Here is a 25,478-nt window from a genome sequence, read left to right as displayed (position 1 = left end):
CCCGGCCCGCCGCTCCGGCGGTCCCGTGCACGGTGTGCGTCCAGGGCCGGGGAAAAGCAACAGCCCTGGGCTCAACAGGGTGGGCGCGGGGCCGGGGGACACGGAAGCGCCGGTGGGGCGGGCGCCTGCCCGCACCACCGGCGCTTCCGGGGTTCCGCCTACTCCGGGGGAGAGACGGTCACGGTGACGGAGCCGGCGTTGCCGACCCCCTCATGGTCCTCGGGAGGGTCCTCGACCTCGTCGAGGGTGATCGTGTAGCCGTTCTCCAGTTCGAGGGCGTCCCCTTCGGACCCGGTGAGCGTCTGCGGCTCGTCGATGCCGGGGCCGGCGGAGACGGTCAGCCGGGCCTCGCCGTCGGTCACCCGGGACAGCGAGAGCTCCAGGTCGCTGGAGCGGTCCTGCGCCCCCTGGGCGAGCCGCAGGGTGCGCTCCTCCCCGCTCGGGGGCGGCGAGGGGTCGACGGTGCGGCGGGTGGGGGAACCGGTCGGGTCCAAGGCTGGCTCCTCGTCTCCGCCACCGCTGCACGCGGCGCCGAAGGCCAGCAGGAGGGCGCAGCAGACGGCGGCCGGCAGCGCGCGGCGGCGGTTCGGTCGGTGGGGCATCGGTCGTCTTCTCTCCCGGGAGCGGCCGTTCACGGCGGTCGGCTATTCGGCCTCGTTCGTCTGCACGGTGTCCAGCTTCTCGCGGAACTCCTCCATGGTCAGCGTCGCGTGCTGCCGACCCCAGGGGTTGTACAGCGTCACCTTGCCGTCCTTGATCTCCTTCACGACGTAGGCGTGGTTGCCGACCAGGCTGTCGCCGCTTTCCAGCTCATAGTAGGAGTCCTTCTTGTCGCCGGGCGTCGTGGCGCCGATCGCGACGCCCTCGTCCAGCATCGCGGAGAGGAACTCCTCGGTCTGCAGCATGCCGGGGACCTCGCCGCTGTCGTCGCCGGTGATCGTCTCCATCGCGTCGCCGGGCCAGCCGCCCTCGATCTCCCCGAAGCTGCCCTCCTTCTCGGCGTAGGCCTTCTCCAGGATGGCGGGCCACATGACCCCGCCCTGCGGGCTGGAGAACGCGGGGCTGTTGTTGGAGTTGACCACCAGGTCGGGGGTGACCGTCACCTGCTCGCCGTCGCCGAAGGTGACGGTGTAGGTGCCGTTGGCGTTCTCCTTGATCATGTCCTTGATGATCTGGGGGTTCTGGTCGGCGATGGCGCCCATGCCGGCCAGCCACCAGCAGTCGCCCAGGGCGCCCTGCCGCAGGTCGTCGGAGCCGATCTCCCCGTCGTCGCCCCAGAGCGTGCCGTTCGGGTACTCGGCCCAGCCGAGGTCGGTGCGCCTCCCGTCCTCGGTGTTGGCGCTGTCGCCCTCGACGTCGTCGAAGGACGGGTCGATGCCGTGCCGGTCGATGTCGCGCAGGTCCCGGAGGATCTCCAGGTCCACCCGGGAGAGCACGATCTCGCGGACGCCGTCCGAATCGAGCAGCTCGCGGATCTCGTCCGCGGTGAGCGAGGACATCAGGGTGTTCAGCTCTTCGGAGGTCATCCCCTCCATGACCTCGGCCGGGTCACGGGGGCAGTTGAAGAGGCAGAAGTCCCAGAAACCGCTGTCCAGGGACTCGCGGATCTCCGCGAGCTCGTCCTCGATCGCCTCCGGGTCGGCGTAGTCGGGGCCGTCGGAGCCGTCCGGCTTCTTCCCGTTCCCGCCCCCGCCGATCCGGTGCTCCTGGGTGGTGACGTCGGGCCCACGGGTGTCCGGTCCGTCGTTCTCCTCGCACGCGCCGCTCTGCTCGACGGCCTCCGAGACACGGCACAGGCCTTCGCGGAACATGTCGGCGATGCGGGAATCGAGTCCGGTCGCGAACACCGCCACGACCAGGGCGGCGACCACCAGGACACCGGCGGCGTACTCGGTGAGGCCGGCTCCGCGGTCGGGGCGTCGGCGGGCCGCAGCGGCGGGGGGAGGGGAGAGGGCGCGCATGCAGGGCTGCTTTCACAAGGTCGGCTGATGTCAGTGCCGAAGGGCGAGGCGCAATCCGATGCGGGGAGCCTAAGAGCCGGAGCGGTCGGGCGTCGTGAGACCGGGGGCCCAAAACGGGAGGGGCGCGGATTGGGCCCGGTGGCCGGAACCGGACGCGAGATCCGGCGGTTCGGGCGGTATGTGCGGGATCTGGGCGGCGCTCGGGGGCGTCTCATCCAGGGGATGCGGACATGAGGAGGGGCGTGAAGACCGGAGGCGGCATGAAGAGAGGAATGGCGGCGGGCGCCGGCCCGGCGGTCGGTGTGGTGATCGGGGTCGCCCTGGGCGTCTCCATCGACAACATCGGCCTCGGGATCGCGATCGGCCTGGTGCTCGCCGTGGCGTTCGGTATCGGTTTCAGCAAGCGGCGCTGAGCTCAGCCGCGCTTCGCCGAGCGGCCGGCGGCGATGCCGGCCGCGCAGCCCAGGGCGGCCGCCGCGGCGTGCGCGGCGGCCGTGCCCGCACCGCCGCCGTTCGAGGCGAACAGGGCGAGGGTCATGGCGACCGCGGCCACCGGGCCGGCCGCGCCGACGGCCGCGGCCGCGCGCGGGGCGAGCCGGGCCCGGATCACGGCGACCGCGGTGCCCGGCCACACGGCCAGGGCGACCAGGACCAGGACCGCCAGGACGCTCAGCACGTCGGCGGTGGTCACGGTCTCCCGCACGATGACGGTGCCGTCGGCGGGGGCGACCGCGGCGGCGGTCGCCGCGGCGCCGATCAGGGTGTAGCCGATCATGGTGACCAGCCAGCCGCCGCACACCACCGCGGCCGACCAGAGGGGGGCTCTCATCGGTTGCGCCTCTCTTCGCCCCGCCCGGGCGGGGCGGCCTCACTCGTCCTGGACCGGAGGTTCCTGCGCCGCACGGGCCGCCCCCGCCGGGCCGCACGGGCCGGGCAGGGGACGCGCCCGCGCCCGCGGAGCACGGCGGGGGCGGCGCCGGAACCACCGCAAATGTAGCCGCAGCCGGAGCATTGGGGTCCGGCCCGCCCGGTCATCGCCCCTCCCGGGAGACGCAGTCGGGGAAGTCGAGGAAGCCGCGGGTCCCCTCCGGGCGGGGGGCGCCCAGGTACTCGGCCTCCACGGTGTGCGCGGCCGACGACTCGGTGGACAGCTTCAGCCCCAGGCCCAGGCCCAGCGCGACCTTGCCGCCGAAGGCGGCCGCATCGGTGGTCTTCTCCTGGACGGTGTTGGAGACGGTGGCCTTGTCGTACAGCAGCCGCTCGAACTCGCCGGCCCCTTCGGGGGGCTCCCGCAGCAGGTCGCCGCCGTCGTCGAAGACCTGGCTGAAGGCGAGCGAGGGCATCCCGGTCAGCCCCTGCTCCTCCAGGTACCGCTCGGCGATCGCGCGCTCCTCCGGGGTGTCCAGGGTGAGCGTGGTCCGGGTCTCCTGCAGGATGCCCGCGCCCTCCTTGTCCTTCAGCCCGCCCTTGCCGCCCTTGTACCTGTTGCCCAGGCGGTCCTTGCTGACCAGGGACTCCTCGACCGAGGTGGTGTAGACGAGCTCCACCGGCTCGCCCTCCTCGTTGCGCGTCACCCGGACCGCGCCGGTCCAGTTGCGCAGGTCCTCGGCGCCGGCGCCGCCGAGCTCGCTGCCCACGCCGAGCTGCCCGTCCATCTGGTAGGTGGTCCCGGTGAGGGGGTTGTCCGGGTCGCGCCGGTCGGTGCGGACCGAGACCTGGCCGCCGACCCGGATCTTGCCGTTGAGGCCGGTCCCGCTGTCCCAGTAGGTCTCGCCGGAGGAGGTCTTGACCCCGGCGCCGGCCTCCGCGTTGGCCCCGGCCTCCAGCCGCAGGGTCGCGGTGGTGATCCCGGGGTCGGGGATCTCCGGCGGCGGGTTGAGCGCGTAGTAGAGCCCGGCCCCCGGGTTGCGGGCCATCGAGTCCATCGCCATCTGGTTCTCGATGATGTCGTCCTTGAAGGACCGCGCCTCCGCCTTGTCCTTGAACACCCAGGTGTCGCCGACCCCGGCCTTCAGGTAGGCGCCGATCTTCGCCTCCGCGCCGAGCCGCACGTTCTTCCCGCCCTCGCCCTTCACCTGGAAGGCCTTGCCCTCCACGCCCAGCTCCACGTTGTGCGGCATGAGGGTGAGCCGGTAGGTGCCGTCGGCCATCTGCTGCTCCATGAAGGCGTACTCCTCGCCGAACTTGAAGATGCCGACGTACATGGAGTAACCGGCCTTGTCCTGGAGCTGGTACACCTCGCAGCGCGGTGGCAGGTAGTCCTCGTCCTTGGGTGCGTCGGCCCGGTCCCCGCCGGGGTCCAGGCCGCAGTCCTTCCCGCCGCCGATCACGCAGAAGGCGTACTCCAGAAGGCCGGCCACCCGGGCCGGAACCGAGACCACGGCGACCGCCCCGAGCAGGGCGGCGACGAGCAGGACCAGGGCCGCGTACTCCGTGGCCGATGACCCGCGGTCGCCGCCGCGCCTCCCACCGAAGAACTCCACCGCACTCCCCGCCCCCGCCTCTGCACCGTCCGAGCGGTTCCGAGGCTAAGAGCGGGAAAGAAAAGGCATCAGACCCAGCGGAGCAGGGCCTTATGGGGACTTTCCTGGGACCTCTGTGCCGCTCACTGAAACGGCGTTCGGGAAAAGTAGTGGAGTCCTTCCAGATCACCCGCGGTGCCGAAGAGAGAAGGCGGAGAAAAGGGGGGCCCAGAGGGGTGGGCCTGTTTCATTCCCCGTAACCGGGGTGCCGCTTTTCGGTGCCCGGACGTTGGGCCAAGAATCATCCGCTCATCCGGGCCGGGCGGAGGCGCGGGGAGCCCCGGGGACGCGGCCCCGGCGGGCCCCGCTCAGGAGGCGGCGTCGGCCCGCTCGGCGCACTTGGCGGCCCACGAGGCCTGGTGCTCGGTGAGCCCGGGCTCCTCGGCCAGGGCGCGGAGTTCACCGGCGAGCTCCGGCGCCCGCCGGGCCAGCCGGGAGAGCGTGCCGAGCGCGACCCACCAGGCGTCCCGCCCGGGATCCCAGTCGGCCCCGCGGGCGATGCGCAGCAGCTCCGGAATGCTCCCCGCGGCGGCGTCCAGCCCCCTGAGCGCTCGGATGATCAGAACGGCCCGGCTCGGGCTGCGGGTGGAGCGGAGCGAGGCCGCCAGCAGCGGAACCGCCTCCCCGGAGAGCGGCGACCGGGCGACCGCGTTGATGAGGGCACCGGCCTCGTCGTCGGAGGCCTGCGGGGAGTCGATGACCCTGAAGGCCGCGGCCAGGTCGCCCGGGGAGGCGCCCGGCGCGCCGGAAGCGTTCGGGTCTCCCTCAGGAGAGTCGGAGGAATTCATCGAGAGCGCCCTTGTAAGCCGTGCTCTTCGTCGGATTCTGCGTATTCCTGATGACGATCACGCCGTTGTTCTCATCGTGCCAGGCGATTCTTCCGTTCTTCAGCTTCGGCTTTTTCAGGATGTTGTTCGCAGGGTTGTTGCTCTTCCTCGGGGCCATCGCCCCCTGCAGGTAATCCGCGAGTTCGTCGTTGTCCTCGAAACCGAGTTCCTTCGCCTGGCCGGAGTGCTGGGCGATCGGGCCGGCGTCCTCCAGGTCCCCGGCCGGCTCCGGGTCGTACACGCCGTCCCAGTCCGCGGGGGAGGTCTCCGCCTCTTCCTCGGAGCCGTCCTCCCCGCCGCCGGAAGGATCGTCCTCCTCGCCCTGCCCGCCTTCTTCGCCGGTGCCGCCGTCCTCTTCTCCGGGGGTACCGTCCTGGTCGCTCCCGCCGGCCTCGGCCCGCCGTACCCAGCGCATCCCCGTGCCCCTTCCCGGAAGCCCCGGGCGGGCGCCTCCGCGCATTCCAGGGCGGAGAGAAAGCCTACGGAGCGGGGGACCGGGCGTCTTGAGCCCGAGGGCCCGACTTCAGGGCGGGGCCGGAACCCGCAGGGCCCCGGCTCAGTCGGTGTAGATGTACTGGTCGATGTCGATCGAGGCGCCGGCGAGGGCCGCCCACCGGACGGCCTCCGGGGCGAACCAGATCCCCTTCTGGCCGGGATCGTCGACGTCGTCGATCTCCTGGCAGAGCGAGACGTACACGGTTCCCTCCGGGGTGATCCGCCCGACCGTGCGGGCCACCGGTTCGCCGAGGTCGACCAGCCGGTCGAACAGCGGGTCCGGCCGTCCGGCCCGGCCCAGGTCGATCCGCCAGTGAACCCCGCCTCGGCGGGTCTCCCTCCTGGTCAGTGCGTCCTCGAAACCCCGGTCCGCGAGTGCCGTCCGCAGTTCCCCGGCCTCCGCCTCGCCCAGGTCCGCGGCGATGCGGACGGAGAGGCGGAAGGGGTGCTCGGTCCCTACCATTTCTCATACGTCTTGATCGTCGTATTTCCGTCCTTGGTGACCAGCCACAGGAAACCGTCGTCCCCCTTGGCCACGTCGAACTTCGAGATGGCGCCCTTCCCCACGTAATCCTCCTTGAACTCGTGCGGATCGGTGTCGTACCGCTCCAGGATCTTCTTGAGCTGCTTCTCCTTGAGCTTTTTGAGGCTGACGTTCGCGGCCTTGGCGGCATCGCCGCAGACGTTCCGCGGATCGTTCGTGCCGGCGAGGGGGCTCATGCCTCCCGCGAGGACACGGTAGGCGTACAGCCCGTCGACGGTGAAGCCGCGGACCTGCCCGCCCGAGGCCCAGCGGGAGGGCGGATCGGAGAACGAGGCGCCTTCGAAGGAAAGGGCGCCGCCACCGGCCAGGAGGGCCGGGACGCCGACGACGGACCTGTTCTTCTTGCCGGGGACCCCGCAGGCGTCCAGCGCGTCGTCGACCTTGCCCTTGGCGGTGTCGACCGCCTTCTCCAGGCCTTCCTTGGTCTTCTTGGCCTTGCGCCAGCGGTTCCAGAGCTTGTAGATCTTGGGACCGTTCTTGATCAGCTTGGCGCCCTTGCCGAAGGGGCTGAAGCCGACGATGGTCCACAGGCAGGCGACGATGTCGCCTTCGGTGAGGCAGGCCTTGGCGTCGTTGTAGCCGACGATGTCGCCGAGGAGGTTCATCAGGTCGTCGTAGAGCTGATCGGAATCGGCCCCGGCGAGGGCGCTCTCGGCGTCGGCGAGGTCCTGCTCGGCGTCCTCCAGGTCTCCGGCCAGCTCCGGATCGTAGAGGACCTCCCTGCCGTCACCGGACTCTCCGTCCTCGCCGTCGGTTTCGGGAGGTGCGGAGGGGGACGTGGAGGGCTCCTCTTCCCGGCCCTCGCCGTCCTCTTCTCCGGGGGTGCCGTCCTGGTCGCTCCCGCCGGTCTCCTGGTCGCCGCCCTGTCCTTCGCCGTCGCAGCCTTCGCTGTCGGGCATGATGCGGCAGATGCCCTCGGCGTAGAGGACCTTGACGTCGGTGGGGAGCCCGAAGGCGAAGACGGCGGTGACGATGGTGGCGACGAGGATGACGACGGCGGCGTACTCGATCTTGAACCCGCCGGCCTCGGCCCGCCACACCCAGCGCATCCCCGTTCCCCCTGTCCCCCGAACCTCCTGTGACCAGAGGAAGAGCGTAGGAAGCAGGGGCGCCGGGCGTCTTGGGCCCGGGGGCCCAAGTGCGGTGCGGGGCCGGAACCGGACGCGTCCGTCAGTCGGTGAACTTCAGGTAGGCGATCCCGTCGCCGACCTCGACGACCTCCAGGGTGCGGTCGCCCGCGGCGAACTCCTCGCCGGCGGCGGCCTCGACCTGCTCCTCGCCGCCGTCCTCGGTCTGCACCAGCATCCGGGCGGTGCCGCCGGCGGTGGCGCCCAGGCCGATGGTGATCCCCGACTCGGTGCTCTGGTGCCCCAGCCGGACGGAGAAGACCTCGGGGTCCTCCATCGGGCCGCCGTCCTCCGCGCCGCCCTCCCCGGGGGAGCCGCCGTCCTCCTCGGAGGAGGCGGACGCCGCCGGGGCCTCGGGGTCGTCGATCGTCAGCGCGACGCCCTCGTCGCCGCCGGTCTCGATGCGCTCCACGGTGATGGTGCGGCGGCCCGCCTCGAAGGTGTCGCCCTCCCCGGCGCGCACCGTCTCGGTCTCGAAGTCCTCCGCGTACACCTCCATGACCGCCTCGTCCTCGGAGACGCTCATCAGCCCGATCCGCAGGTCGCCCTGGGCGAGCTGGTTGCCCTGGACGATGTAGTGCTCGTCCTCGCCGGCGGGCGGCCGCTCCCCGTCGCCGGAGCACCCGGCCGCGGCCAGCAGCAGGGAGAGCAGCAGGGCGGGCGCGGCCCGCCCGAGCCGTCGTGGGCGAGGGGAGGAGGGCATGGGCGTACCTTACTCGTCGAGGTCCATGGAGTGGACGGCGGCGATGTTGTCGTTCACCTCGTCGATGGTCATCACGATGTCATCGGTGTGGGGGCCCCACGGGTTGCGCACCGTCACCGTCCCGTTCTCCCGGTCGACCGAGGTCACGAAGTAGACGTGCCCGCTGACCAGGGTGTTGTCCTGGATCAGCTCCTTCTTCTCCTTGTCGTCGCCGTTCGGCGGGGTGGAGAAGGTGATCGCCTCGCCGCTCTCGAAGTCGTCGGCGAGGGTGTCGATGTCGGTCCCGGTGAAGTCGGGGACGTAGTCCAGCCCCGCGTCGCCGCTGAAGGTGTTCATCGCGCCGCCGGGGTGCCAGTTCTCGATGTTCCCGTAGTCGTTCCCCTCCATCTGGGCGTAGGCCTTCTCGATGACGGCCGGCCAGATGACCGGGGGGTCCTCCTGGGAGCCGGCGAAGGCGAGCGTGCCGTCGGGGTTGGTGGGCAGGTCCGGGGTGACCGTGATCGGGTCCCGGCCGGGGAAGGTGACGGTGAAGGTCCCGTTCGGGTTCTCCTCGATCATCTCCTCGACCATCCCGGGGCTCTGCACGGCCATCGCGCCCATGGTCGCCATCAGCCAGCAGTCGCCGAGCGCGTTCTGGTCGATGTGCTCCCACATCACCGGATCCTTGCCGTCCTCGGTGGAGCCGTAGAGCGAGTAGGAGGCGGGCTCCCGGTAGGTGACGCTGCCCGGGCTGTCCCCGGACGCCGGGTCGCCGCCGACCTCGTCGAACCCCGGCTGGGCGAAGGGCGTCGCCCCGCTCTCCTGCAGCGTGCGGATGGTGTCCAGGTGGGCGAGCTCCATGACCTCGTCGATGAAGTCGAAGTACTCCTGCTCCAGCGGGATCGGACCGGACTCGAAGAGGCGCTGCAGCTCCTGCGGGGAGAGCGCGTCGACCACCCCGGCGAAGTCCTCCGGGGAGAGGTCCCGGTAGACGTCCCAGGCGCAGCTGCCGGAGAACCAGGGGGCGTCCTCGTGCCACCGCTCCAGGCACTCGTCCAGCTCGCCGAGGGCGGCCTGCACGTTCTCCCGGTCGGCCTGCTCCGGTTTCGGCCCCTCGTAGGGTTCGGCCGGCGGGCCCGCGGGGTGCCCCGGCGGCGGCCCCTGGTAGCCCGGGTCGTCCGGGTCGGTCGGCTCGGCCGGCGGACCGGCCGGGTGCCCGGGCGGCGGGCCCTCATGGCCGGGGTCGTCCGGGTCGGACTGGTTCCAGTACTGCCCGTCCTGCCCCGGTCCGCCCGACGGCCCGTCCCCGCCGCCGGTCGCCGCCTCGATGCCGTCGAACCCGGCCTCGAACAGCCGGGCGGCCTTCTCCGGGACCCCGAACCCGAAGACCGCGCCCGCGATCAGCGCGATCAGCAGGACGGCGGCCCCGTATTCGAGCATCGAGGCGCCGCGGTCCGCAGCGGGGAGTCTCCTGGGCACGGCCGTGTGCACCGCCTGTCCGGCCGACGTCTGGGGGATGGAGGGGGTCGGCTGCGCAGCAGGCTAGCCGCACCCGGGGAGGGAGGGTAGGGCCCGGGGGCCCATTTCGACCCGGTACCGCCCGGCTCCCGCCCTTTCCCCGGAGGAATCCCGCCCTCTAGGATTCCGGAGCGCCGCCCGGACATTCCCCTATCGGGCGGGTGCTTCTTCGCTTTTCAGAGAAACGAGGTATGCGGTGGACCGGGCCCCGCGGGCCGAGAAGGGCGCCGGAAAGATCGAGTACGGGGCCCTCGTGCTGATGGTGGCCACCCTCGTGGCCGCGCTGACCGTCTTCAACCTGCCCACCGACGTGCGCAGGATGTACGAGATCGGCCTGTGCCGGATCACCGGGGACGACGAGGACTGCGACGAGGCGGGCTCCGGCGGCGAGCAGGCCGGCGGCGGAGACGGCGGCGGCGGATCCGGGTCCGACACGGACGGCGGCGGCTCCGCCGATGGGGAGGACGAGGGCGGCGGGGACCAGGAGGAGACCGAGGACCCGCCCGCCGACGCGGAGACCATCGTCTACGACCCCGGGGCGGCCCAGGCGCTGATCGACGCGCACGGGGAGCTGGCCGAGGCCAAGGAGGCCAAGGAGGACGCGGAGAGCGAGTACGCCTCCCTCGACGACGAGCTGATGGGCATCCTCCTCGACCTGATGGGCGTCGAGGACGCCCGCAAGTGCCTGACCGAGGGCGACATCGTCGCCTGCCTGTGGACCGTGGTCGGCTTCACCCCGTGGGGCAAGGGCGCCAAGCTGGTCAAGAAGGCCCCCAAGATCATCAAGCTCTTCTCCCGCTGGCGGAAGCTGAAGAAGGCCAAGGACGCCGCCCTCAAGCGGTTCGACAAGGCCAAGGACGGCACCCGGGACGCGGTGGGGGAGTGCAAGGCCGGGAAGCCCCGGCGCAGCGCCTACGGGGCCTCCGCGTTCGGTGGGCCGGTGGTGCTCTCCGACGGCACCGAGCTCACCCTGGTCCACGCGGCGCCGGCCGCCGGGGACGGGGAGAAGAAGCCGACGCTGGAGGAGCTCCTCGCGGAGGCGGACAAGCCGAGCAAGCCGGCCCCCAGCCTGGAGGAGCTGCTCGCCGGCACGGAGGGCACGGTCTGCGCCAACCCCGACCCGGGCCGTGGGCCGGACGGCAAGCCCGGTGAGCTCAAGGGCCTGCACAGCGAGAAGGCCATGAAGGAGAGCACCCTCAAGGCGCTCCGCAAGCAGAGCACCGATGAGATCGTCGATTCGCTGAAACCGGGCGGCGAAGAGGCCCTGATCGTCAAACCGGACGGCACCATCATGAACGGGAACCACCGGATCAGGATCCTTCAGGAGCGCGGGTACGACGTGGACGGCCTGCCGCGCGAGATCTACCGGTCCGACCTGCCCGACGACGGATTCTGGGAGTGACGCCGGTGAACACGGCCGACCGGACCCGCGCCCTGCTCGCCTCGCGGCGCGGCGCCGCCTTCCTCACCGACCTGGTCTGGGAGCTGACCATCGCGGCGCGGGCCTCCCGGACGGAGGCGGACGCCCCCTGCGAGACCACCTGCCGCAGGCTCGCCGGCTACCTGGAGGCCCAGCACCACCTGGCCGGCGCCCTGCGCACCCGGGCGGCGGAGGACGGCTCGGTCGAGGCCGGCGAGGGCTTCCTCGACGGGATCCGGGAGATCGCCGAGGGGTACGACATCGCGGGCGGGGTCCGGCACGCGATCCTCCGCTCCCTGGACCGCTTCGACGGGGCCTGACGGCCGCGGCCCGCGCGGCGCCCCCTTCCCCGGTGGGCGCCGCGCGGGCCGGTCCGCCCGCCCGGTCAGGACCAGGCGAGCGTCTTGTACGGGCCCAGCTCCGGCTCCAGGCAGGGTTCTTCCGCGACCTTCTCGGGCTCTCCGCCGCCGCTCAGGGACGTGGTGTAGACGCCCGAGGCGGTCTGGAACAGGACCCGCTCCTCGTCGGCGTCGGCCACGGCCACGTCGGGCAGCCGCCCGTCGCCGCCCAGCGGGACGGCCTCGCTCAGCGAGATGCTCCCGTCCTCCTCGATCGAGGCCTCGGCGATGGCGCCGTAGGGGGTGCTGGTCTCCGGTGCCGCCAGGGTGCCGGCCCCGCGCATCCAGAACCCGTCCTCGGCTGCGGGCATCCCGTCCAGCAGCACGTACTCGTCGACGTTCTCGGAGACGATGACCGAGGCGTAGGCGACCTGCCCGCCCTCGGTGGTGCGGTGCTCGGACGAGAGCACGCCGTCCGCCGGCGCCTCCACCTGGACCAGCTCGCCGAACTGCGGCTCGCCCTCGGGGGTGAAGGCCCACAGCACCTCGCTGCCGGGGTCCCCCTCTATCTCGGGCACGCCGGACTCCGGCCCGGTCTCGTCGATGTCGTCGCCCTCCTCGTAGGAGGCGTGCTCGATGGAGACCAGCCGGATCGTGTCGCCGGTCCGCTTCTCGAACCAGAGCCTCCCGCCGTCGGGGGAGAAGCGGGGGCCGGTGAAGGAGGCGCCGGAGCCGCCCCCGGTGGGGGAGAGCGTGTAGGCCTCCTTGTAGGCCTTGTCCCGCGGGTCCAGCCGGAGGACCGCGATCCCGTTCTCGGCGGGCAGGGCCAGGTGCGACCAGTCCGGGGCGAACCAGGCGCGCTCGACCTCCAGCGAGGGAACGACGGCCTCGATCTCGATCCGCTCCTTCGGGTCTCCGCACGGGTCGTCGGGGGAGGCGACGGTCAGGGTGGAGGCGGGGTCTCCCATCTCCACGCTGACGATGCCGCCGAAGTCGATCTCGGGGGCCGGTTCGGGAGACCGCCCGGTCTCCGAGGCCTCTCCTCCGCTCTGGCCTCCGCATGAGGCCAGGAGGGGGATCAGAAGGAAGCCCGCCGCGGTTCTTCGGAAAGCGGAGGGGACCGTCGCGGCGCTGAGTCTGGACAATGGGGGGCCTTTCCAGAGGTGTTTTGCCGAGGGAAACGGTAGCGCAATCCGGAAAGGGTCGTGACGGGGTGCGGGTGGTGATCGGAGACTTCAATGCTCGGATCGTTTAACCTGCGGATTCATCAAAAATAGTCGATCCTTGAACTTCTTTTCGGTGAAGAATTTCTTTGCGTGATGCCATCGTTCTAAGAGGCGGGTCGGTCCCGCGAAAATGAATGGCCGGTCAGGTCATCGGACCTTTGTCGCCCCGGGATCGCGGGTCGCCCGTAGGGCCCTCAGCACCGGACGCACGGAAAGCGGCCACGGGCGAATGCAGACGGCCGCCCGGCCCGAATCCGGCTACGGGTCAGACGCGCCCTTCGGCCCAGGAGGCGAACGGCTCCCGCGCCGCGGCCACCGGATCGACCAGGCGGAGCGAGCGGGCGAAGGCGATCGCGACGTCGGACAGCATCCGGTCCAGCTCGTCCCGGCCGACCCACTCGGTGTCGGGGTCGGGCACCCAGTCGGTCCGGGACTCGCACCGGATCCGGACCCGGTCTCCCTCCGGGCGGTAGTACAGCGTCCGCTGGAGGCCCTGCTCGTAGAAGTCCGACATCGCCTCGGCGGAACCGCGGAGCGCTTCGAGCACCTCGGGCAGGTCCTCCATGAAGGTGGACAGGTCGACCCAGACGTCGACCGGCCAGTCCGCGCCGAAACCGCGGACGCGGAACTCGCAGTCGGTCTCGGCGAGCAGCTCGCAGGCCTCCATGACGGCGGTCTCGTAGTCCTCGGAGAGGACCGCGTCCCCTTCGGGCGCGGCGGCGCGCGTCGCCTCGGAGAGGGTGATGGAGAACAACGCGTCCGCTCCTACTCCCTGATCACCGGATAAGCGGTCTTGATCGTACCGTCCTTCTTCAGCACGACCAGGATGTGCGTGGCCTCCTTGATGGAACCGTCGGGCATGATGACCTGCCCCAACCCGTCAGGCGCCTCGAAGACCTGCTCGTCCGGGGCGAAGGGCCCCTTGGGGTTGTAGCTGTTCTTGATGAAGTCCGAGCCCTTCTGGTTGTCCAGCCACTGCCCCTGGGGGTTCTTCGTGGAGGCGGCCCGGCCCTTCAACTTCTCGGTGTTCTTCGAGCCGGCGCCGTGCCTGCTGAAGGTGTGCCCGAACGTCTTGGTGCTCTTCGGGTCCCAGTTGAGCTCGCACGGAGTGGCGGGTTCCCTGTTCTTCTTGCCCGCCGGCACGAAGGCGAGCGCGTACGTCCCGGAAGGCCCGCCGCCCCCGCCGTACACCGCGGGCGCCGCCCGGAGACCGCCGCCGGAGGAAACGCCGAGCGAGGCGGGGACCGCGCTGTAATACCGGTTGCTCAGCCCGGCGGCCCGCTCGCAGGTCTTGATCGCGTCGTCGACCTTGCCCTTGGCGGTGTCGACCGCCTTCTCCAGGCCTTCCTTGGTCTTCTTGGCCTTGCGCCAGCGGTTCCAGAGCTTGATGATCTTGGGGGTGTTCTTGATCAGCTTGGCGCCCTTGCCGAAGGGGCTGAGGCCGACGATGGTCCACAGGCAGGCGATGAGATCGCCTTCGGTGAGGCAGGCCTTGGCGTCGTTGTAGCCGACGATGTCGCCGAGGAGGTTCATCAGGTCGTCGTAGACCTGGTCGGAGTCGGCGCCGTCCAGCTTCCCCTGGGCCTCCTCCAGCTCCTCCTGCGCCTCGGCGTAGTCGTCGGCGGCCTCCTGGTCGAAGGCGCCGGCCGGCTCCATGACGGGGGAGTCCGAGCCGTCGCCCTCCTCGTCCTCACCGCCGCCACCGGGAGGCGCGGAAGGAGAGGGGGAGGGCCCCTCTTCCGGCTGCCCTTCACCGTCCTCTTCTCCGGGGGTGCCCTCCTGGTCGCTCCCGCCGGTCTCCTGGTCGCCGCCCTGCCCTTCGCCGTCGCAGCCTTCGCTGTCGGGCATGATGCGGCAGATGCCCTCGGCGTAGAGGACCCTGACGTCGGTGGGCAGTCCGAAGGCGAAGACGGCGGTGACGATGGTGGCGACGAGGATGACGACGGCGGCGTACTCGATCTTGAACCCGCCGGCCTCGGCCCGCCACACCCAGCGCATCCCTGCTCCCCTTCCCCCGGTGCCCCGGGCGGGCATCTCCGCGCATTCCAGGGCGAAGAGAAAGCCTACGGAGCGGGGGACCGGGCGTCTTGGGCCTGGAGACCCAACTTCGGCGCAGGACCGAGGCAGGGGCGCCCGGCCGACCGGAGGACTCCGCAGTGCGGGCCCGTCCCCCGGGAGGCAAGGGGCCGTTCCCCGCATGTACACGCCCCGGTGGCCTCCCGGGGCACCTTCCCGTCACACACGGGCCGCACCCTCGGGTCGGTTCATCCCCCCGATGCGAAGGAGCGCCTTCCTTGAACGGCCCGTACCGGATCCGCCCACTCCCCGCGGTCTCCCTCCCGGCGCTGGCACTGGCCACCGCGATCACCGCCGCCCCCGCCCCCGCGGCGGCGGACGAGGAGAGCGGCCTGCCCGAGATCACCCCGCGAGCCGAGACCGCCGCCGTCCACGGCGACGAGGAGGGGCGGAACTCCGACGCCGACGACCCGGCGATCTGGCGCCACCCCGACGACCCGGAGCGCAGCCTGGTCATCACCGCCCTCAAGGAGGGCGGGCTGCACGTCTACGACCTGGACGCCGAGTCGGTGCAGGAGATCCCCGCACCCGCGCCGCCCGGAGATGGCGACGCCCCGGGCCGGTTCAACAACGTCGACCTGGTGCAGGGGCTGGAAACGGCCTCCGGGCCGGTCGACGTCGCGGTCTCCAGCGACCGCGGCCACGACAGGCTGCGGATCCACCGCATCGACCCGGACGACCCCGACGCGCCGCTCACCGACGTCACCGACCCGGACGCGCCGTGGATCTTCTCCGACTCCCAGGAGGAGGTCAACGGGGAGGCCACCGCCTACGGCCTGACCACCTGGACCGATCCGGAGACGGGCCGCTCCTACGCCGTGGCCACCCAGGCCGCCCGCACCACCCTGGCGCTGCTGGAGCTGCTGCCCACCCCCGAGGGGACGGTGACCTACCGCGAGGTCCGCACCATCGAGCTGCCCGACACCTTCCGGATGCCCGACGGCACCTCCTGGACGCCGTGCGGCGACCCCGGCGAGCTGCCGCAGGCCGAGGGCCTGGCGGTCGACCCGGAGAGCGGAACGCTGTTCGCCGCGCAGGAGACCGTCGGCATCTGGCGGATGCGCGCGGACCTGAAGGGCGAGCCCGAGCTGGTGGACCGGGTCCGCGAGTACGGCGTTCCGGCCGAGTACGACGAGCAGGCCGACGAGTGCATCCCCGGCGACGACCCCGGCTACGGCGGCGAGCACCTCACCGCCGATGTCGAGGGGCTGGCCGTGCTCCCCGACGGCGAGGGCGGCGGCCGGCTGCTGGCCTCCAGCCAGGGGGACGACTCCTTCTTCGCCTACGACCTGGAGGAGGTGCGCGAGGACGATGAGGCCCACACCGGCGGCTTCCGGGTGGTCGCGGCGTCCGAGGAACTCGACGGCTCCGAGGAGTGCGACGGCCTGGAGGTGTTCGCCGAACCGCTCGGCGAGAGGTACCCGGACGGCCTGATGGTGGTCCAGGACGGAGAGGCCACCCCGGAGAACGACGACGAGCAGCGCGGCGACGCCACCGGCTTCAAGTTCGTCGACCTCGACGACGTCCGGGACGCCCTGGACGACGACTGACGTTCACAGGGGCCTCCCACCCGGAGCGGCCCCGGCCGCCGGAGCCCGCCTCCGGCGGCCGGGGCCGACCCCTTCCGACCGCCTGCGAATCCGGGCGACCCCCGCCGACCGGCCCGGTTCGACCGCATCACTCGGTCCAGAGGGTGAGGCTGGGGCCGGCGGGGGAGAGGCCGTCGGCGTCCTCGTCGGTGGAGACGTGGATGCGCCTGCCGGGGTGGCGCACCGTGCACACCGCGTACCAGCACTCGGCCAGTGCGTACAGCAGCTGAATGTCGTCGGCGTCGTCGGATTCGGCGAATTCGACGTGCGGGTAGAGGTCCCCGATGTACTGCAGATTGACGGTGGCCTGGGTGGTCTTGAGATCGTGCTCCTCCAACCAGCGGTCGACGTTGGTGGAGCTGAACCGGCGCTTGAGGAAGATCCCGCCGCGGTACTCCACCGTCTCCGGGCAGAACAGCCAGGCCGCCGCGATGGCGGCGTCCAGGGCGGAGGCCTGGTCGAGGTAGTCGACCGGATCGACACCGTCGGCGGATCCGATGGTGCGCTCGGCCCACTTCCGCACGTACTCGGGTATCCGCCGTTCAGACCAGCGGGGCGGGGGAGGTCGATGAGAGTCGTTCATCAAAGAAGTATGCGAAGAAGAAACTACGAGCCCAAAACGTGCAGGCCAGGGCTCTTTCAGTCGGGTGCGGGTCGGCCACTTCCGTCAGGGAAGGTCGGCTGCTGGAACTGGGGTTTCCTTTATTTTTCGTGCATGGCAGAGAGGTGGCGGTGGAACTGGACTTCCCCCATCTCTCTGACTCCTGAGACTCGGTAAAGGTATTCAATGAAATGGTTTTGCAGTACTTCTGGCCGGTGGGTTGTAAGGATGTCAAGGAGGCTGCGCTGGAACTTGCACACTTCCGAGTAGAGGTGAATGAATGGAACTTCGGCGAACCCTCTTCCGGGATGGATCCGAAGATTGAGGTTTTCATCTTTCAGGGAGAGAACGATCCGGCCGGATTCTCCCAAGAAGTCGACGTACGAACTTCCATCCATCGCCACCTGGGAGAGCGCCCCATGGAAGGAGAGGGCGAGGTCGATCAAAGGATACCGGCTTTTCCTCACCTCGGCTCCTTGGAGCTTCAATGAAAAATCCCCCAGGAACGCTCTTTCTCTGATCTCCCACTCTTCGAGCTTCGCCCACCCGGCTTCTTTGCGCCCCATGAGCCGCCCGTTGCTCTCCCCGTCCAAGGACCAGGATATCGAGAGTGAGTCTCTGGGTAGTTCGATCACTGCCGCCAATCCAGATTGAGTGGTGCTCGCCGGAAGGGTGCTAGCATCCCTGTGATGGAGGGGGGCAGAGGATTTTCCTTGCTGCTTCGATCTCCTTTTCTAGTAGCTCTTCGAATGAGGCAGCCACGCGTTCATCGCTGATTGAGGTGAGGTCTGTGCGCATCCACACTCCAGCCTCTCCCTTTTTAAAGAAATAGTATTGATAGCCTTGGTGGTGTCCAAAGAGAAATATTTTCTCTAACTCTTCTTCGGAGAAGATCTCGTCGATATCTTCGAAGGCCAGCAAGCAGCCTGGGTAAAAAAGTGATGAGCCCAGGAATATGTGACCTGCCTTCTTTCCCATCTTCCTCATAAAAGATAGGTAGGATTCAGGTGGAAGGAAAGTGTTGTTGGTGGATAGTATTTCATTGATCTCATCTCTACTGCATCCGTCGTATTGAAGCTCCTTCCCCCTTTCTTTTGCCAATGAAATAAGTGATTCCATTTTTTCTGGCAAGTTCATTCTATTCCTGGGATACAATTATTTCGATGTTTGGATATCGCTTTTTAAATTTTGTTATCACATTGGAACAGGATCCGCAGATCGGCAGTTCGCTGTAAAGCTCGATCCTGCCGTGCGCTTTAGGTGTTCCGGCTTTGTCGAGTTGACTCGATATTTCTTCCAGGATTTTCACTTCCGAGTCGTTCGGGCGAACCACTTTTTCATTATTCGGGTCAACGGTTTCGAATACGCGATCCTCTGGTGCAGGTTCTCGGACGGTTCCTGTCGGGGTTTTGTCGTCCTTGCCGCTGACAGATACCAACTGCCGCTTGGGTAGCCCTTCGATCTCGACATTCGCTACTGCGACGTTCTGTTTCTTTTTGATGGTCTGTCCGCTGTTCGCCCAGTACTCGCGGAGCTTGTTCGTCCCAGATTTGTCGAGAGTTACACAACCCGGAGAATTGTGGGACAGGATTGCGCTATCGCCGATAGAAGCATAGTAGGTGTGCAGGCCTTGGATGGTGAGGTTGTGGACCTGCTGGTCGTCGGCCCGATGCGCGTCGGTTGCGGTGACCTGGGTCCAGGTGCCGGTGGAGGTGCGCAGCCAGGTGCCCGGTTCCAGGTCGATGGCGTCGACCCATTGGGCGGGCTCAGGAGCCCAGAAGGGGTGCTCATCGGTGGCGGTGACAGTTCCGGTGCTGCCTGAACCGTCGTCGGTGGTGATGTCGACGAGGGTCTTGGGGCCGTCGCCCGTGATGGTGGCCGTGACCTCGCGAGGCCCCTCTTCTCCGGTGCGGGGGTCGAAGGCCCAGACCTCGTCGCCGGCCGTGATGTCCTCGATGGGGGCGGTGGTGCCGTCGGCGAGCAGCACGGGGGTACCCGGCAGGAAGCTGTTGGAGGCACAGGTGATGCCGTCCTTGTCCTCCTTGCTTTCCTGGGAGCCGCCCTGGTCCTCGTCCTTGGCTCCGGGGCGGTCGGGGCTCTTGGGATCGGGAAGGAATCGGGTGACCTTGGCTCCCCATAGGCCGGGGAGATAGGTGACGGCGTTCGCGGCGACCTGGGCGGCCGCGCGGCCGTACTCGCCCTCGCTCCAGTACTCGCGGGCCTCATCGGGAACGAACAGGCCGCCGAAGCCGACCGGCGATTCCCAGTTCATGTAGACGGCCCAGTCCTTGGCGTAGCCGAAGGCAGCTGCGACCGGCCCTTCGGTCTCCCAAGTCCGCCAGAAGTCGTCCCCGGCGTCCTGGGCGGCGCTCTTGACGTCGTCGACGGTTCCTTGGACGAAATCCTTGACGCCCTTGGCGGTCTCCTTCGCGGTTTCGACCGGGTGTAGGGCGGCCTGCTTGGTGCCCTCCCACGCCTGGACGCCGATGTCCCACATCTCCTGGCCGAAACCCTGAGCCTGCTCGCGGCCTTCGTCGACCCACTCCTCTGCGCCGACCTGCTCGACCTTCGCTCCGCCCGGGTGCAGGCCGGATGTGAAACCGGCAGGGTCGCCCAACCCCAAGGGGCGTGCCTCTGTGGGAAGGGAGGGAATGGGCTGCGCCCCGGAGGCCTCCCCAGGGCCACCGCCGTCGGAGGGGGCGGCGGCGGAGATGTCGTCGGTGTTCCAGCCGTCGCCTGAAGAGTCCTCGTCCCCGGTTTGGCCCCCGGAGGGGTCGCTGCCGCCGTTCGAGGCGTCAGAGGAGCCGTCGGCGGAGACGGCGCCGGGGTCGTCGAGTGTGCCGAAGGCATGGTCGAGCATGGTGTTCACCCGGTCGGGGATACCGATGCCCATCACAGCGGCGATCACGGACGCCACCAGGACGACGACCGCCGCGTATTCGGTCAGGGAGGCCCCGCGTTCGGGGTCATGGATGCGTCTGAGCATGAAAAGGGAGGGGGTCGGGCACGCCTGATGAACCCGGCGGCTGACGGGTGAGGGAAGGGGAGCGGAGGTGGCGGGTCAGCGGTGCAGCAAGTGGGCTCGGGAGGCCTTGCGGGTGGTGAAGAAGAGCACGAGCAACGGCCAGCAGAGCTGGATCAGCCATTTCGGCCCGTCGGCGGCGTTGCCGATGGCGGCCAGGATCCAGAACACGCACAGGAGGATCAGCAGCCAGAACATCAGCGGCCCGCCGCGCGGCAGGAACAGGCCGAGCAGGAACGCGGCCGCCCCGGGCAGCAGGATGAACATGAAGGTGGCAGCCAGGACCGCGGTGGAGTAGAACCCCCAGGACAGCAGCGTCCCGGCGCCGCCGATCAAGGACAGGGCCGCGAAGGCGAACAGCAGGACGCGGACGGTGGTGAGACCGGAGGGCAAGGGGCGGCGCACGGCGGTGGTCATCTTCTTCCGGATGTTTCGGGTGCTATGGGCATCAGGAAGATTACGGACCGCGAACGACAATTGATTGGGCCCAGGGGCCCAAATCGGGGCCTAATGGGTGTCGGGCAGGCCTCTGGCCAGTGGGGATGGGAATGGCCGTTTCCGGCCGTGTGTCCTTCGACACCGACGGTGACCGCAATGAGGCGCGGGCATGGGAAGGCCCGCCCGGGCCCCTCCTTGTGTCCCGGGCGGGCTGTGGTGGTGGTCTGGCTCAGCCGAAGAGGCCGAGGAGGTGGGAGAGCAGGACCATGCCGATGACGGTGCAGTGGTAGGCGATGTCGCTGGTGCCGGCGTGGCGGAGCAGGAACGGGAGGCGTCGGGCGGTGCCGACAGCAGGCCGGGCACCCGGGCGGGGCGCGGGTGGGTGCGGAGGCCTGGGGTGTGGTCGGGCCGGGGTGGCGACGCCGGTGCCGGGGGTGCCGTCGGGGGCGAGTTCGGTGTGCAGGCGGTGCAGCCAGGGCGGCAGGGCGCCGCGCTCGGCGGGTCCGGGGGCGCTCGCGGTGATGCTCGCAGGGCGGTCGGGCGGGGAGGGCGTGCGCAGCGGGGCGTAGGGGCGGGCGCGGTTGAAGCGGTCGCCGCGGGGCGCGGCCAGGACCTCGCGCACGCGTTCGCGGGCCGGTGCGCGGTGGGCGCGGGGAATCAGGGGGCTCATCGGGTCTTCTCCTCGTGTGAGGTCGGTGCGGTCGGAGAGGGGAGGGGCGGGCCTCGCCGGTGGCGGCTCGCCCCTCGGGCTCAGCGCCGGGCGTCGGCGGTGAGGTCGAGTTCGAACCAGACGGTGCGGCCGGTGGGGGTGGGGCGGGTGTCCCAGGCGGCGGCCAGGGAGGCGACCAGGAGCAGGCCGCGTCCGGAGCAGGAGAGCAGGGCCTGGTCGGCGCTGTGGTGGTGGAGGGCGGTCGCCGGGGGCGTGGGGGTGTTGGGGCCGCCCTGGTCGTGGACGCTGATGCGCAGGTGGGAGGCGTCGAGGGTGGCGATGACGGAGAACAGGCCGCCGGGGGCGCCGCTGGCGGTGTGGCGCAGGGTGTTGGTGGCCAGTTCGCTGAGGAGCAGGCAGGCGGTGGGGCGGGCCCGGGCCGCGCCCGGGGGCGCGGTGGGCCGGGCGAGCAGGTGGTCCAGCCAGGCGCGGGCGGCGGCCACCTGGCCGGGCAGGCCGGCGAAGGTCGTGGAGTAGGTGCGCGGGAGCGAGAAGGACGGGGTGATCTCGGGAAGCGACATCTGAACCACCAAGACGAGAAAGAGGGAGCCACACGGAGAGTGGTCGGCTTCTGACTCAGAGAATAAAATGCAACGTGGTAAATTTCAAGCAGAAGTTGCAACGTTGCTGATTCAAGGTGTGGCGCTAGCCTTAAGAACCGGTCGGTCACCTGGAAGAGGAGGCTCGCGTGCCCGACGCTCCGAGTCCTGAAGTTCGGCGCCGCCTGCTGTCCAACAAGTTGCGAGAGCTCCGCGAAGCGGCAGGCATGGGGGCGGCCGAAGCGGCCGAGGCCATGGGCTGGGACCGGACGAAGCTCCACCGGATAGAGAGTTCTCGGTGGAAACGCCTCAAACCCGACGACGTGCGAGGGCTTGCCGAGCTCTACAAAGTGAACCGGTCCGAGCAGGTCGAAGCCTTGGTCGAGCTCTCTGAGCAGGCACGTGCAAAGGCATGGTGGAGCCGCTACGCGGACATCCTCGGAGGCGGCCGCTACGTCGGCCTTGAAGCCGAAGCACTGACGATCCGCACCTACGAGGCCCTGGTGATCCCCGGCCTGCTACAGACCGAGGAGTACACACAAGCGCTCCTCAGCAAGGTCCCGAACTCCCCGTCCCCGGAAGAGGCCGAGCGGAGACTGAAAGCCCGTTCCGCCCGGAGGGTGAGGCTGTTCCACTTCGAAGCCCCTCTGCGCCTGTACGCGATCATCGACGAGGCCGCCCTGCGCAAGGCGGTGGGAGGGCGCGAGGTCATGAGGAGGCAGGTGCGGTCGCTGCTGAACGACGGCGAGCAGGCGAACATCTCGATACGCGTCCTACCTGACTCCGCAGGTGCCCACGCCGGCCTGGGCGGACCGTTCACTCTTTTGGAACTCCCGGGAGCACCGAAGGGGAGACTCGTCTTCCTCGAGTCGGCCTACGACGGGCGCTTTCTGGAACAAGAGACCGCTGTGCAGGAGTATGACCTGATTTATGATGCACTGTCGTCCGAAGCGCTTTCCGAAGAGGAGTCCGCCGCGCTCATGCGGTCCCTCGCGGAAGAGGAGTCAGGGGCAGGGCAACCGTGATCACAGGCGTTTGGAAGACCAGTAGCTACAGCCAACCGCTGGGCGAGAACTGCGTCGAGGTGGCGATCGGGAACGACTACTCCCGCATGCGCGACTCTCAATACCCCTCGCTCGGGCACCTGGGCTTCCCTACCTCGGAGTGGCGGGCCTTCCTCAGCGGTCTCAAGTCGGAGAGGCGTCCTGAGCAGGGGTAGGCGCCGCATGGGATGCTGATCCGCTCCCCCCTTCTGCCGCGTTGGCCCGTCTGGGTGAGAAGGCGGGCCGCGCCGGTCAGTCCGTTCCGCTCGGATCGATGCACGGAGAAGAGGCGTCGATCGACAGGCTGCCCTGAATGCTGGCGGCGACCGTCATCGTGAAGCCGTCCTCCTCGTTCTCGGCCGTCACGAAGACGTCGTCCGGGCGCAGGTCGCCGGTGACCGCGAAACCGCTGCCCTCCCAGTGCTCGACCAGCAGGTCCACGTTCTGCTCGATGTCTTCTTCGGGCAGGCCGCGGAGCCAGTAGGACCGGCTCACCGTGATCAGGGGATCGGTCTCGCAAGAGGCACTGACAAGGCCGTTCCCGACGTCTTCCAGCTCCACCTCACCGGGTAGGGCCCCGACCGCGTCGGCGATGTGCTTTTCGACGCGCTCGCCGGCCTCCGCCTCGTCGAGGGGGCTGCTCGGACCGGTCTCTTCGGAGTCGCCGACGCAGGCTCCGGCGAGCAGTACCAGCGCGGTGGCGGCGCAGACTGAGCGCACCGGTCGGCGCATGCCCGGCCCTGCGCCCTGGTCATTCGGCGCCGGCGATGATCCCGCCGAACTGGCGGAGCTCGGTCGTGTCCACCTTCTCGCCACTCTCTTCGTCCTCTTCCTGGTTGAAATATCCGTCGTGCTCGGTCTCGGGACCGGTCTCGATCCGGGACGCACCGCTGTCTTCGAGGCCGTCGTAGAGCTCGTCATAGTCGTGGAACCCCTTCAGAGCATTCTGGTTGATCCAGTCCTCGTCCGACATGGCGACGTGGACGTCCTCGATGTCGCCGTCGAAGTTCAACTCATCGACCGTGCCGCCGATCCCGGGGCTCCCGACGAGGATGATGTTGTCGACATAGACCCCCGAATCATTCCGTGCAGCGTGTCCGACGACCACGGAGCCGTAGCTGTGTCCGATGAGGGTGTTGTTCGACGGCTCGCCCTCGTGGGTGACACGGAGACCGTACTGGAAGTCCTGGAGATCGTCCTTGCCGTCCTCGGCCTTCCCGCCGAACGGCGCCTGCCCCCAGTTCGGGCTGTCGTAGCCGATCCAGGAGACCACCGCGTGGTCGGCCTCCTCGTCGACCCGGGCCGCGGCCTCGCGGAGGTTCTGGGCGCGGCCGAGCTGGCCGTTGATGGCGGTCCACTCGATGCCGGTGCCCGGCACCAGGGTAGCGACGTTGTCGGCGGTGTCCGGGTTGCCGGTCGAGACGATGGCCCGCCCCTCGTCCGGGTCGAGGGTGAGGATGTAGTGGTCCGACCCCTCCGCGCTGACGGTCCGCTGCAGCTTGAGCATCTCCCAGAGCTCCAGGCTGGGGGCCCCGGGCACAGGGTCGTCGCGCACCTCCTCCAAGGTGAACTCCAGGGCCTCGTCGGGGGTCAGCCCCTCCTCCTCCAGCATCCGTTCGACCTCGGCGTCGAGGAACTCCCGATTGAGCTCGTTTCGGACCTCCGCCGGGACGCCGTCGAGGCCGCGGATGTTCTCGGGCTCCTCGCGCATGACCTCCTCGCGCTCGGCCTCGCTGAGGCCTTCCCACCAGTCGTTGACCTCGTCGGGTTTGGTCTCGGGATCGGGCACGAGTCCCGGGTCGTCACCGTCGAACCAGCCGAAGACCACCGGCTCGACCACGACCTCCTCGTCCGCCGGCCCGGTGGAGGCGGGAAGGTCGGCGTTCTCGGGGCGCCCGTTCTCCTCGGGGAGATCCGCGTTCTCCGGCGGAATCGCGTTCCCGTCGGGAGGAGCGACGACCCTCCTGTCCGACGGGGTGCCGTCGTCTTCTCCGGGGGCAGCCTGCGGCCCGCTGCCGCCGTCGGGCCGTTCGCACTCTCCCAGGCGGAGGATGCAGTCCATCCCGTGGGAGAACATGCCGCCCACCTTGGCGGGGACGTTCGTCAGGGCCACCGTTGCGACGATGCCGGCGACCAGGAGGATCACGGCCCCGTATTCGACGAGGGACGAGCCCCGCTCCGGTGCATGGTGCGGTCGAAGCATGGGCTTCTCTTTCGACGAGGGGGATGACAGGGGCGCGACCTTATTCCGTCCTCTTCGAACTCTTAAGGCCTAATCGGGCCCCATCTATGGAATTCCGGGCCCAAAAACCCGGGCAGAAGCGGTCCAAGGCCGGAAGAGGCCGGTTCAGGAGCGGTCGAAGTAGAAGTCGCGGGCGCCCCTCCCTGCCAACAGGGCCAGGGCGACGGCGGATGCTGCGAGCTGGGCGGTTCCAACGTCCACCATGAGGCGGAGGTAGGAACCGAAGGTCAGCAGGGTCCAGCCGAGAAGTCCTCCTGAAGTGAGAAGCATGCCGATGTAGACGAGACGGCTCTGACTACCGGCGAACACGGCGAGCAGTAGCGCGGCGATGCCGGGGACGGCGGCCGTCAGCGCGGCCACAATGAAGAAGGGGTGGTCGGGCAGACCCGTGTACAGCCTCCAGGCGCGCAGGGCGGTGGTGGCGAAAAGGACGACCAGGCAGATCCTCAGCCAAGGCACGGACCGGGGAGGCAGGGTGGTTGCGGACACGCATGCTCCTGGGAGAAGGGGAAAAGGAAGGCGGTGCCGGCTAGGGGGCCGGGGGCCGGCCGGCACCGCA

General features: G+C 69.5%; 29 protein-coding genes. 6 read left to right on the top strand and 23 right to left on the bottom strand.

The annotated features are described in order from the left end of the window. Positions 1-158: 158 nt before the first annotated feature. Together D459_RS35880 and D459_RS0116375 are read right to left on the bottom strand one after the other, a co-directional pair. Positions 159-602, bottom strand: coding sequence for a hypothetical protein (locus tag D459_RS35880; RefSeq protein ID WP_017594091.1), 444 nt, complete (start codon positions 600-602; stop codon positions 159-161). 42 nt (positions 603-644) lie between these two features. Then, on the bottom strand, positions 645-1,961 hold the full coding sequence (locus D459_RS0116375; protein WP_026120452.1) for a C2 family cysteine protease: 1,317 nt from the start codon (positions 1,959-1,961) through the stop codon (positions 645-647). 242 nt (positions 1,962-2,203) lie between these two features. Between D459_RS0116375 and D459_RS36165 the strand changes: the two genes are divergently transcribed. Beyond that, on the top strand, positions 2,204-2,374 hold the full coding sequence (locus D459_RS36165; protein WP_169558461.1) for a hypothetical protein: 171 nt from the start codon (positions 2,204-2,206) through the stop codon (positions 2,372-2,374). 2 nt (positions 2,375-2,376) lie between these two features. Here D459_RS36165 and D459_RS31860 read toward each other — a convergent pair whose 3' ends face one another. The 8 genes from D459_RS31860 to D459_RS0116330 form a co-directional block, all read right to left on the bottom strand. Then, positions 2,377-2,790 carry a hypothetical protein gene (locus tag D459_RS31860; RefSeq protein ID WP_017594089.1) on the bottom strand — a complete coding sequence of 138 codons (414 nt, stop codon included), beginning with the start codon at positions 2,788-2,790 and terminating at the stop codon, positions 2,377-2,379. A gap of 202 nt (positions 2,791-2,992) precedes the next feature. Next, positions 2,993-4,444 (bottom strand): hypothetical protein, encoded by a 1,452-nt coding sequence (locus tag D459_RS0116360; protein ID WP_017594088.1) that lies wholly within the window; start codon positions 4,442-4,444, stop codon positions 2,993-2,995. 347 nt (positions 4,445-4,791) lie between these two features. After that, positions 4,792-5,271, bottom strand: a complete 480-nt coding sequence (locus tag D459_RS0116355; RefSeq protein WP_017594087.1) for a hypothetical protein — start codon at positions 5,269-5,271, stop codon at positions 4,792-4,794. Further along, complete coding sequence (locus D459_RS0116350; protein ID WP_017594086.1) at positions 5,249-5,725, bottom strand: hypothetical protein; 477 nt, start codon at positions 5,723-5,725, stop codon at positions 5,249-5,251. Before D459_RS0116350 ends, D459_RS0116355 begins: the two co-directional genes overlap by 23 nt. Positions 5,726-5,866: 141 nt before the next feature. Continuing rightward, positions 5,867-6,268: a hypothetical protein gene (locus tag D459_RS33720; RefSeq protein ID WP_017594085.1), complete on the bottom strand. Its 402-nt coding sequence runs from the start codon at positions 6,266-6,268 to the stop codon at positions 5,867-5,869. Further along, positions 6,262-7,398 carry a hypothetical protein gene (locus D459_RS33715; RefSeq protein ID WP_017594084.1) on the bottom strand — a complete coding sequence of 379 codons (1,137 nt, stop codon included), beginning with the start codon at positions 7,396-7,398 and terminating at the stop codon, positions 6,262-6,264. Before D459_RS33715 ends, D459_RS33720 begins: the two co-directional genes overlap by 7 nt. Before the next feature lie 121 nt (positions 7,399-7,519). Continuing rightward, positions 7,520-8,179 carry a hypothetical protein gene (locus tag D459_RS0116335; RefSeq protein WP_017594083.1) on the bottom strand — a complete coding sequence of 220 codons (660 nt, stop codon included), beginning with the start codon at positions 8,177-8,179 and terminating at the stop codon, positions 7,520-7,522. A 9-nt stretch (positions 8,180-8,188) separates the two neighbouring features. Then, positions 8,189-9,637: a C2 family cysteine protease gene (locus D459_RS0116330; protein WP_040710247.1), complete on the bottom strand. Its 1,449-nt coding sequence runs from the start codon at positions 9,635-9,637 to the stop codon at positions 8,189-8,191. A gap of 235 nt (positions 9,638-9,872) precedes the next feature. Between D459_RS0116330 and D459_RS33710 the strand changes: the two genes are divergently transcribed. Both D459_RS33710 and D459_RS0116320 read left to right on the top strand, forming a co-directional pair. Then, positions 9,873-11,078 carry a hypothetical protein gene (locus D459_RS33710; RefSeq protein ID WP_051065452.1) on the top strand — a complete coding sequence of 402 codons (1,206 nt, stop codon included), beginning with the start codon at positions 9,873-9,875 and terminating at the stop codon, positions 11,076-11,078. 5 nt (positions 11,079-11,083) lie between these two features. Next, a complete protein-coding gene (locus tag D459_RS0116320; RefSeq protein ID WP_152523001.1) occupies positions 11,084-11,416 on the top strand; it encodes a hypothetical protein in 333 nt (110 codons plus the stop codon). Positions 11,417-11,481: 65 nt separating this feature from the next. Here D459_RS0116320 and D459_RS0116315 read toward each other — a convergent pair whose 3' ends face one another. From D459_RS0116315 to D459_RS33705, 3 genes are all read right to left on the bottom strand, one after another. Then, positions 11,482-12,408, bottom strand: a complete 927-nt coding sequence (locus D459_RS0116315) for a hypothetical protein (RefSeq protein ID WP_152523000.1) — start codon at positions 12,406-12,408, stop codon at positions 11,482-11,484. Positions 12,409-12,925: 517 nt separating this feature from the next. Then, complete coding sequence (locus D459_RS0116310; RefSeq protein WP_017594080.1) at positions 12,926-13,414, bottom strand: hypothetical protein; 489 nt, start codon at positions 13,412-13,414, stop codon at positions 12,926-12,928. Positions 13,415-13,425: 11 nt separating this feature from the next. Next, positions 13,426-14,658, bottom strand: a complete 1,233-nt coding sequence (locus D459_RS33705; RefSeq protein WP_017594079.1) for a hypothetical protein — start codon at positions 14,656-14,658, stop codon at positions 13,426-13,428. A gap of 296 nt (positions 14,659-14,954) precedes the next feature. On the opposite strand from D459_RS33705, the gene D459_RS0116300 reads away from it, so the two are divergent. Then, on the top strand, positions 14,955-16,286 hold the full coding sequence (locus tag D459_RS0116300) for a phytase (protein ID WP_017594078.1): 1,332 nt from the start codon (positions 14,955-14,957) through the stop codon (positions 16,284-16,286). A gap of 127 nt (positions 16,287-16,413) precedes the next feature. Here D459_RS0116300 and D459_RS0116295 read toward each other — a convergent pair whose 3' ends face one another. The 7 genes from D459_RS0116295 to D459_RS0116270 all read right to left on the bottom strand — a co-directional run bounded on the left by D459_RS0116295 (position 16,414) and on the right by D459_RS0116270 (position 21,616). Next, the gene (locus D459_RS0116295; protein ID WP_152522999.1) at positions 16,414-16,908 is read right to left on the bottom strand and encodes a hypothetical protein; all 495 of its coding nucleotides are present in this window, start codon (positions 16,906-16,908) and stop codon (positions 16,414-16,416) included. Positions 16,909-17,027: 119 nt separating this feature from the next. After that, complete coding sequence (locus D459_RS0116290) at positions 17,028-17,561, bottom strand: hypothetical protein (RefSeq protein WP_020380211.1); 534 nt, start codon at positions 17,559-17,561, stop codon at positions 17,028-17,030. Between the two features lie 40 nt (positions 17,562-17,601). Beyond that, positions 17,602-18,063: a hypothetical protein gene (locus D459_RS35475; RefSeq protein ID WP_152522998.1), complete on the bottom strand. Its 462-nt coding sequence runs from the start codon at positions 18,061-18,063 to the stop codon at positions 17,602-17,604. A gap of 1 nt (position 18,064) precedes the next feature. Beyond that, complete coding sequence (locus D459_RS31835; protein ID WP_017594075.1) at positions 18,065-19,912, bottom strand: deaminase domain-containing protein; 1,848 nt, start codon at positions 19,910-19,912, stop codon at positions 18,065-18,067. 75 nt (positions 19,913-19,987) lie between these two features. Beyond that, positions 19,988-20,365, bottom strand: a complete 378-nt coding sequence (locus D459_RS0116280; protein ID WP_017594074.1) for a hypothetical protein — start codon at positions 20,363-20,365, stop codon at positions 19,988-19,990. Between the two features lie 250 nt (positions 20,366-20,615). Beyond that, the gene (locus D459_RS0116275; RefSeq protein ID WP_017594073.1) at positions 20,616-21,056 is read right to left on the bottom strand and encodes a hypothetical protein; all 441 of its coding nucleotides are present in this window, start codon (positions 21,054-21,056) and stop codon (positions 20,616-20,618) included. Positions 21,057-21,136: 80 nt separating this feature from the next. Next, positions 21,137-21,616, bottom strand: coding sequence for an ATP-binding protein (locus D459_RS0116270; protein WP_017594072.1), 480 nt, complete (start codon positions 21,614-21,616; stop codon positions 21,137-21,139). 167 nt (positions 21,617-21,783) lie between these two features. Here D459_RS0116270 and D459_RS0116265 point away from each other — a divergent pair, with 167 nt between their 5' ends. Both D459_RS0116265 and D459_RS0116260 read left to right on the top strand, forming a co-directional pair. Further along, positions 21,784-22,659 carry a DUF5753 domain-containing protein gene (locus D459_RS0116265; protein ID WP_026120447.1) on the top strand — a complete coding sequence of 292 codons (876 nt, stop codon included), beginning with the start codon at positions 21,784-21,786 and terminating at the stop codon, positions 22,657-22,659. Next, a complete protein-coding gene (locus D459_RS0116260) occupies positions 22,656-22,853 on the top strand; it encodes a DUF397 domain-containing protein (protein ID WP_017594070.1) in 198 nt (65 codons plus the stop codon). The genes D459_RS0116265 and D459_RS0116260 overlap by 4 nt, the downstream gene beginning before the upstream one ends. A 76-nt stretch (positions 22,854-22,929) precedes the next feature. On the opposite strand, the gene D459_RS0116255 is transcribed toward D459_RS0116260, so the two are convergent. The 3 genes from D459_RS0116255 to D459_RS0116245 form a co-directional block, all read right to left on the bottom strand. Beyond that, positions 22,930-23,409 carry a hypothetical protein gene (locus D459_RS0116255; RefSeq protein WP_051065451.1) on the bottom strand — a complete coding sequence of 160 codons (480 nt, stop codon included), beginning with the start codon at positions 23,407-23,409 and terminating at the stop codon, positions 22,930-22,932. A gap of 19 nt (positions 23,410-23,428) precedes the next feature. Then, positions 23,429-24,880, bottom strand: a complete 1,452-nt coding sequence (locus tag D459_RS0116250; protein WP_241485064.1) for an alpha/beta hydrolase — start codon at positions 24,878-24,880, stop codon at positions 23,429-23,431. 144 nt (positions 24,881-25,024) lie between these two features. Continuing rightward, positions 25,025-25,378: a hypothetical protein gene (locus D459_RS0116245; protein ID WP_017594067.1), complete on the bottom strand. Its 354-nt coding sequence runs from the start codon at positions 25,376-25,378 to the stop codon at positions 25,025-25,027. Between the last annotated feature and the right edge of the window lie 100 nt (positions 25,379-25,478).

Source organism: Nocardiopsis potens DSM 45234 (genome assembly GCF_000341105.1).
Taxonomy (GTDB): domain Bacteria; phylum Actinomycetota; class Actinomycetes; order Streptosporangiales; family Streptosporangiaceae; genus Nocardiopsis_A; species Nocardiopsis_A potens.
This window is presented reverse-complemented; position numbering and strand designations above follow the sequence as displayed.

Bases quoted from the DNA above. Each gene is read 5' to 3' on its own strand.
- D459_RS33705 (WP_017594079.1), bottom strand. From the start codon at position 14,658: ATGCGCTGGGTGTGGCGGGCCGAGGCCGGCGGGTTCAAGATCGAGTAC.
- D459_RS33720 (WP_017594085.1), bottom strand. From the start codon at position 6,268: ATGGTAGGGACCGAGCACCCCTTCCGCCTCTCCGTCCGCATCGCCGCG.
- D459_RS0116250 (WP_241485064.1), bottom strand. From the start codon at position 24,880: ATGCTTCGACCGCACCATGCACCGGAGCGGGGCTCGTCCCTCGTCGAA.
- D459_RS0116295 (WP_152522999.1), bottom strand. From the start codon at position 16,908: ATGAACGACTCTCATCGACCTCCCCCGCCCCGCTGGTCTGAACGGCGG.
- D459_RS0116335 (WP_017594083.1), bottom strand. From the start codon at position 8,179: ATGCCCTCCTCCCCTCGCCCACGACGGCTCGGGCGGGCCGCGCCCGCC.
- D459_RS35475 (WP_152522998.1), bottom strand. From the start codon at position 18,063: ATGAACTTGCCAGAAAAAATGGAATCACTTATTTCATTGGCAAAAGAA.
- D459_RS0116375 (WP_026120452.1), bottom strand. From the start codon at position 1,961: ATGCGCGCCCTCTCCCCTCCCCCCGCCGCTGCGGCCCGCCGACGCCCC.
- D459_RS31835 (WP_017594075.1), bottom strand. From the start codon at position 19,912: ATGCTCAGACGCATCCATGACCCCGAACGCGGGGCCTCCCTGACCGAA.
- D459_RS0116255 (WP_051065451.1), bottom strand. From the start codon at position 23,409: ATGCGCCGACCGGTGCGCTCAGTCTGCGCCGCCACCGCGCTGGTACTG.
- D459_RS0116280 (WP_017594074.1), bottom strand. From the start codon at position 20,365: ATGACCACCGCCGTGCGCCGCCCCTTGCCCTCCGGTCTCACCACCGTC.
- D459_RS0116270 (WP_017594072.1), bottom strand. From the start codon at position 21,616: ATGTCGCTTCCCGAGATCACCCCGTCCTTCTCGCTCCCGCGCACCTAC.
- D459_RS0116350 (WP_017594086.1), bottom strand. From the start codon at position 5,725: ATGCGCTGGGTACGGCGGGCCGAGGCCGGCGGGAGCGACCAGGACGGT.
- D459_RS35880 (WP_017594091.1), bottom strand. From the start codon at position 602: ATGCCCCACCGACCGAACCGCCGCCGCGCGCTGCCGGCCGCCGTCTGC.
- D459_RS31860 (WP_017594089.1), bottom strand. From the start codon at position 2,790: ATGAGAGCCCCCCTCTGGTCGGCCGCGGTGGTGTGCGGCGGCTGGCTG.
- D459_RS0116355 (WP_017594087.1), bottom strand. From the start codon at position 5,271: ATGAATTCCTCCGACTCTCCTGAGGGAGACCCGAACGCTTCCGGCGCG.
- D459_RS33715 (WP_017594084.1), bottom strand. From the start codon at position 7,398: ATGCGCTGGGTGTGGCGGGCCGAGGCCGGCGGGTTCAAGATCGAGTAC.
- D459_RS0116275 (WP_017594073.1), bottom strand. From the start codon at position 21,056: ATGAGCCCCCTGATTCCCCGCGCCCACCGCGCACCGGCCCGCGAACGC.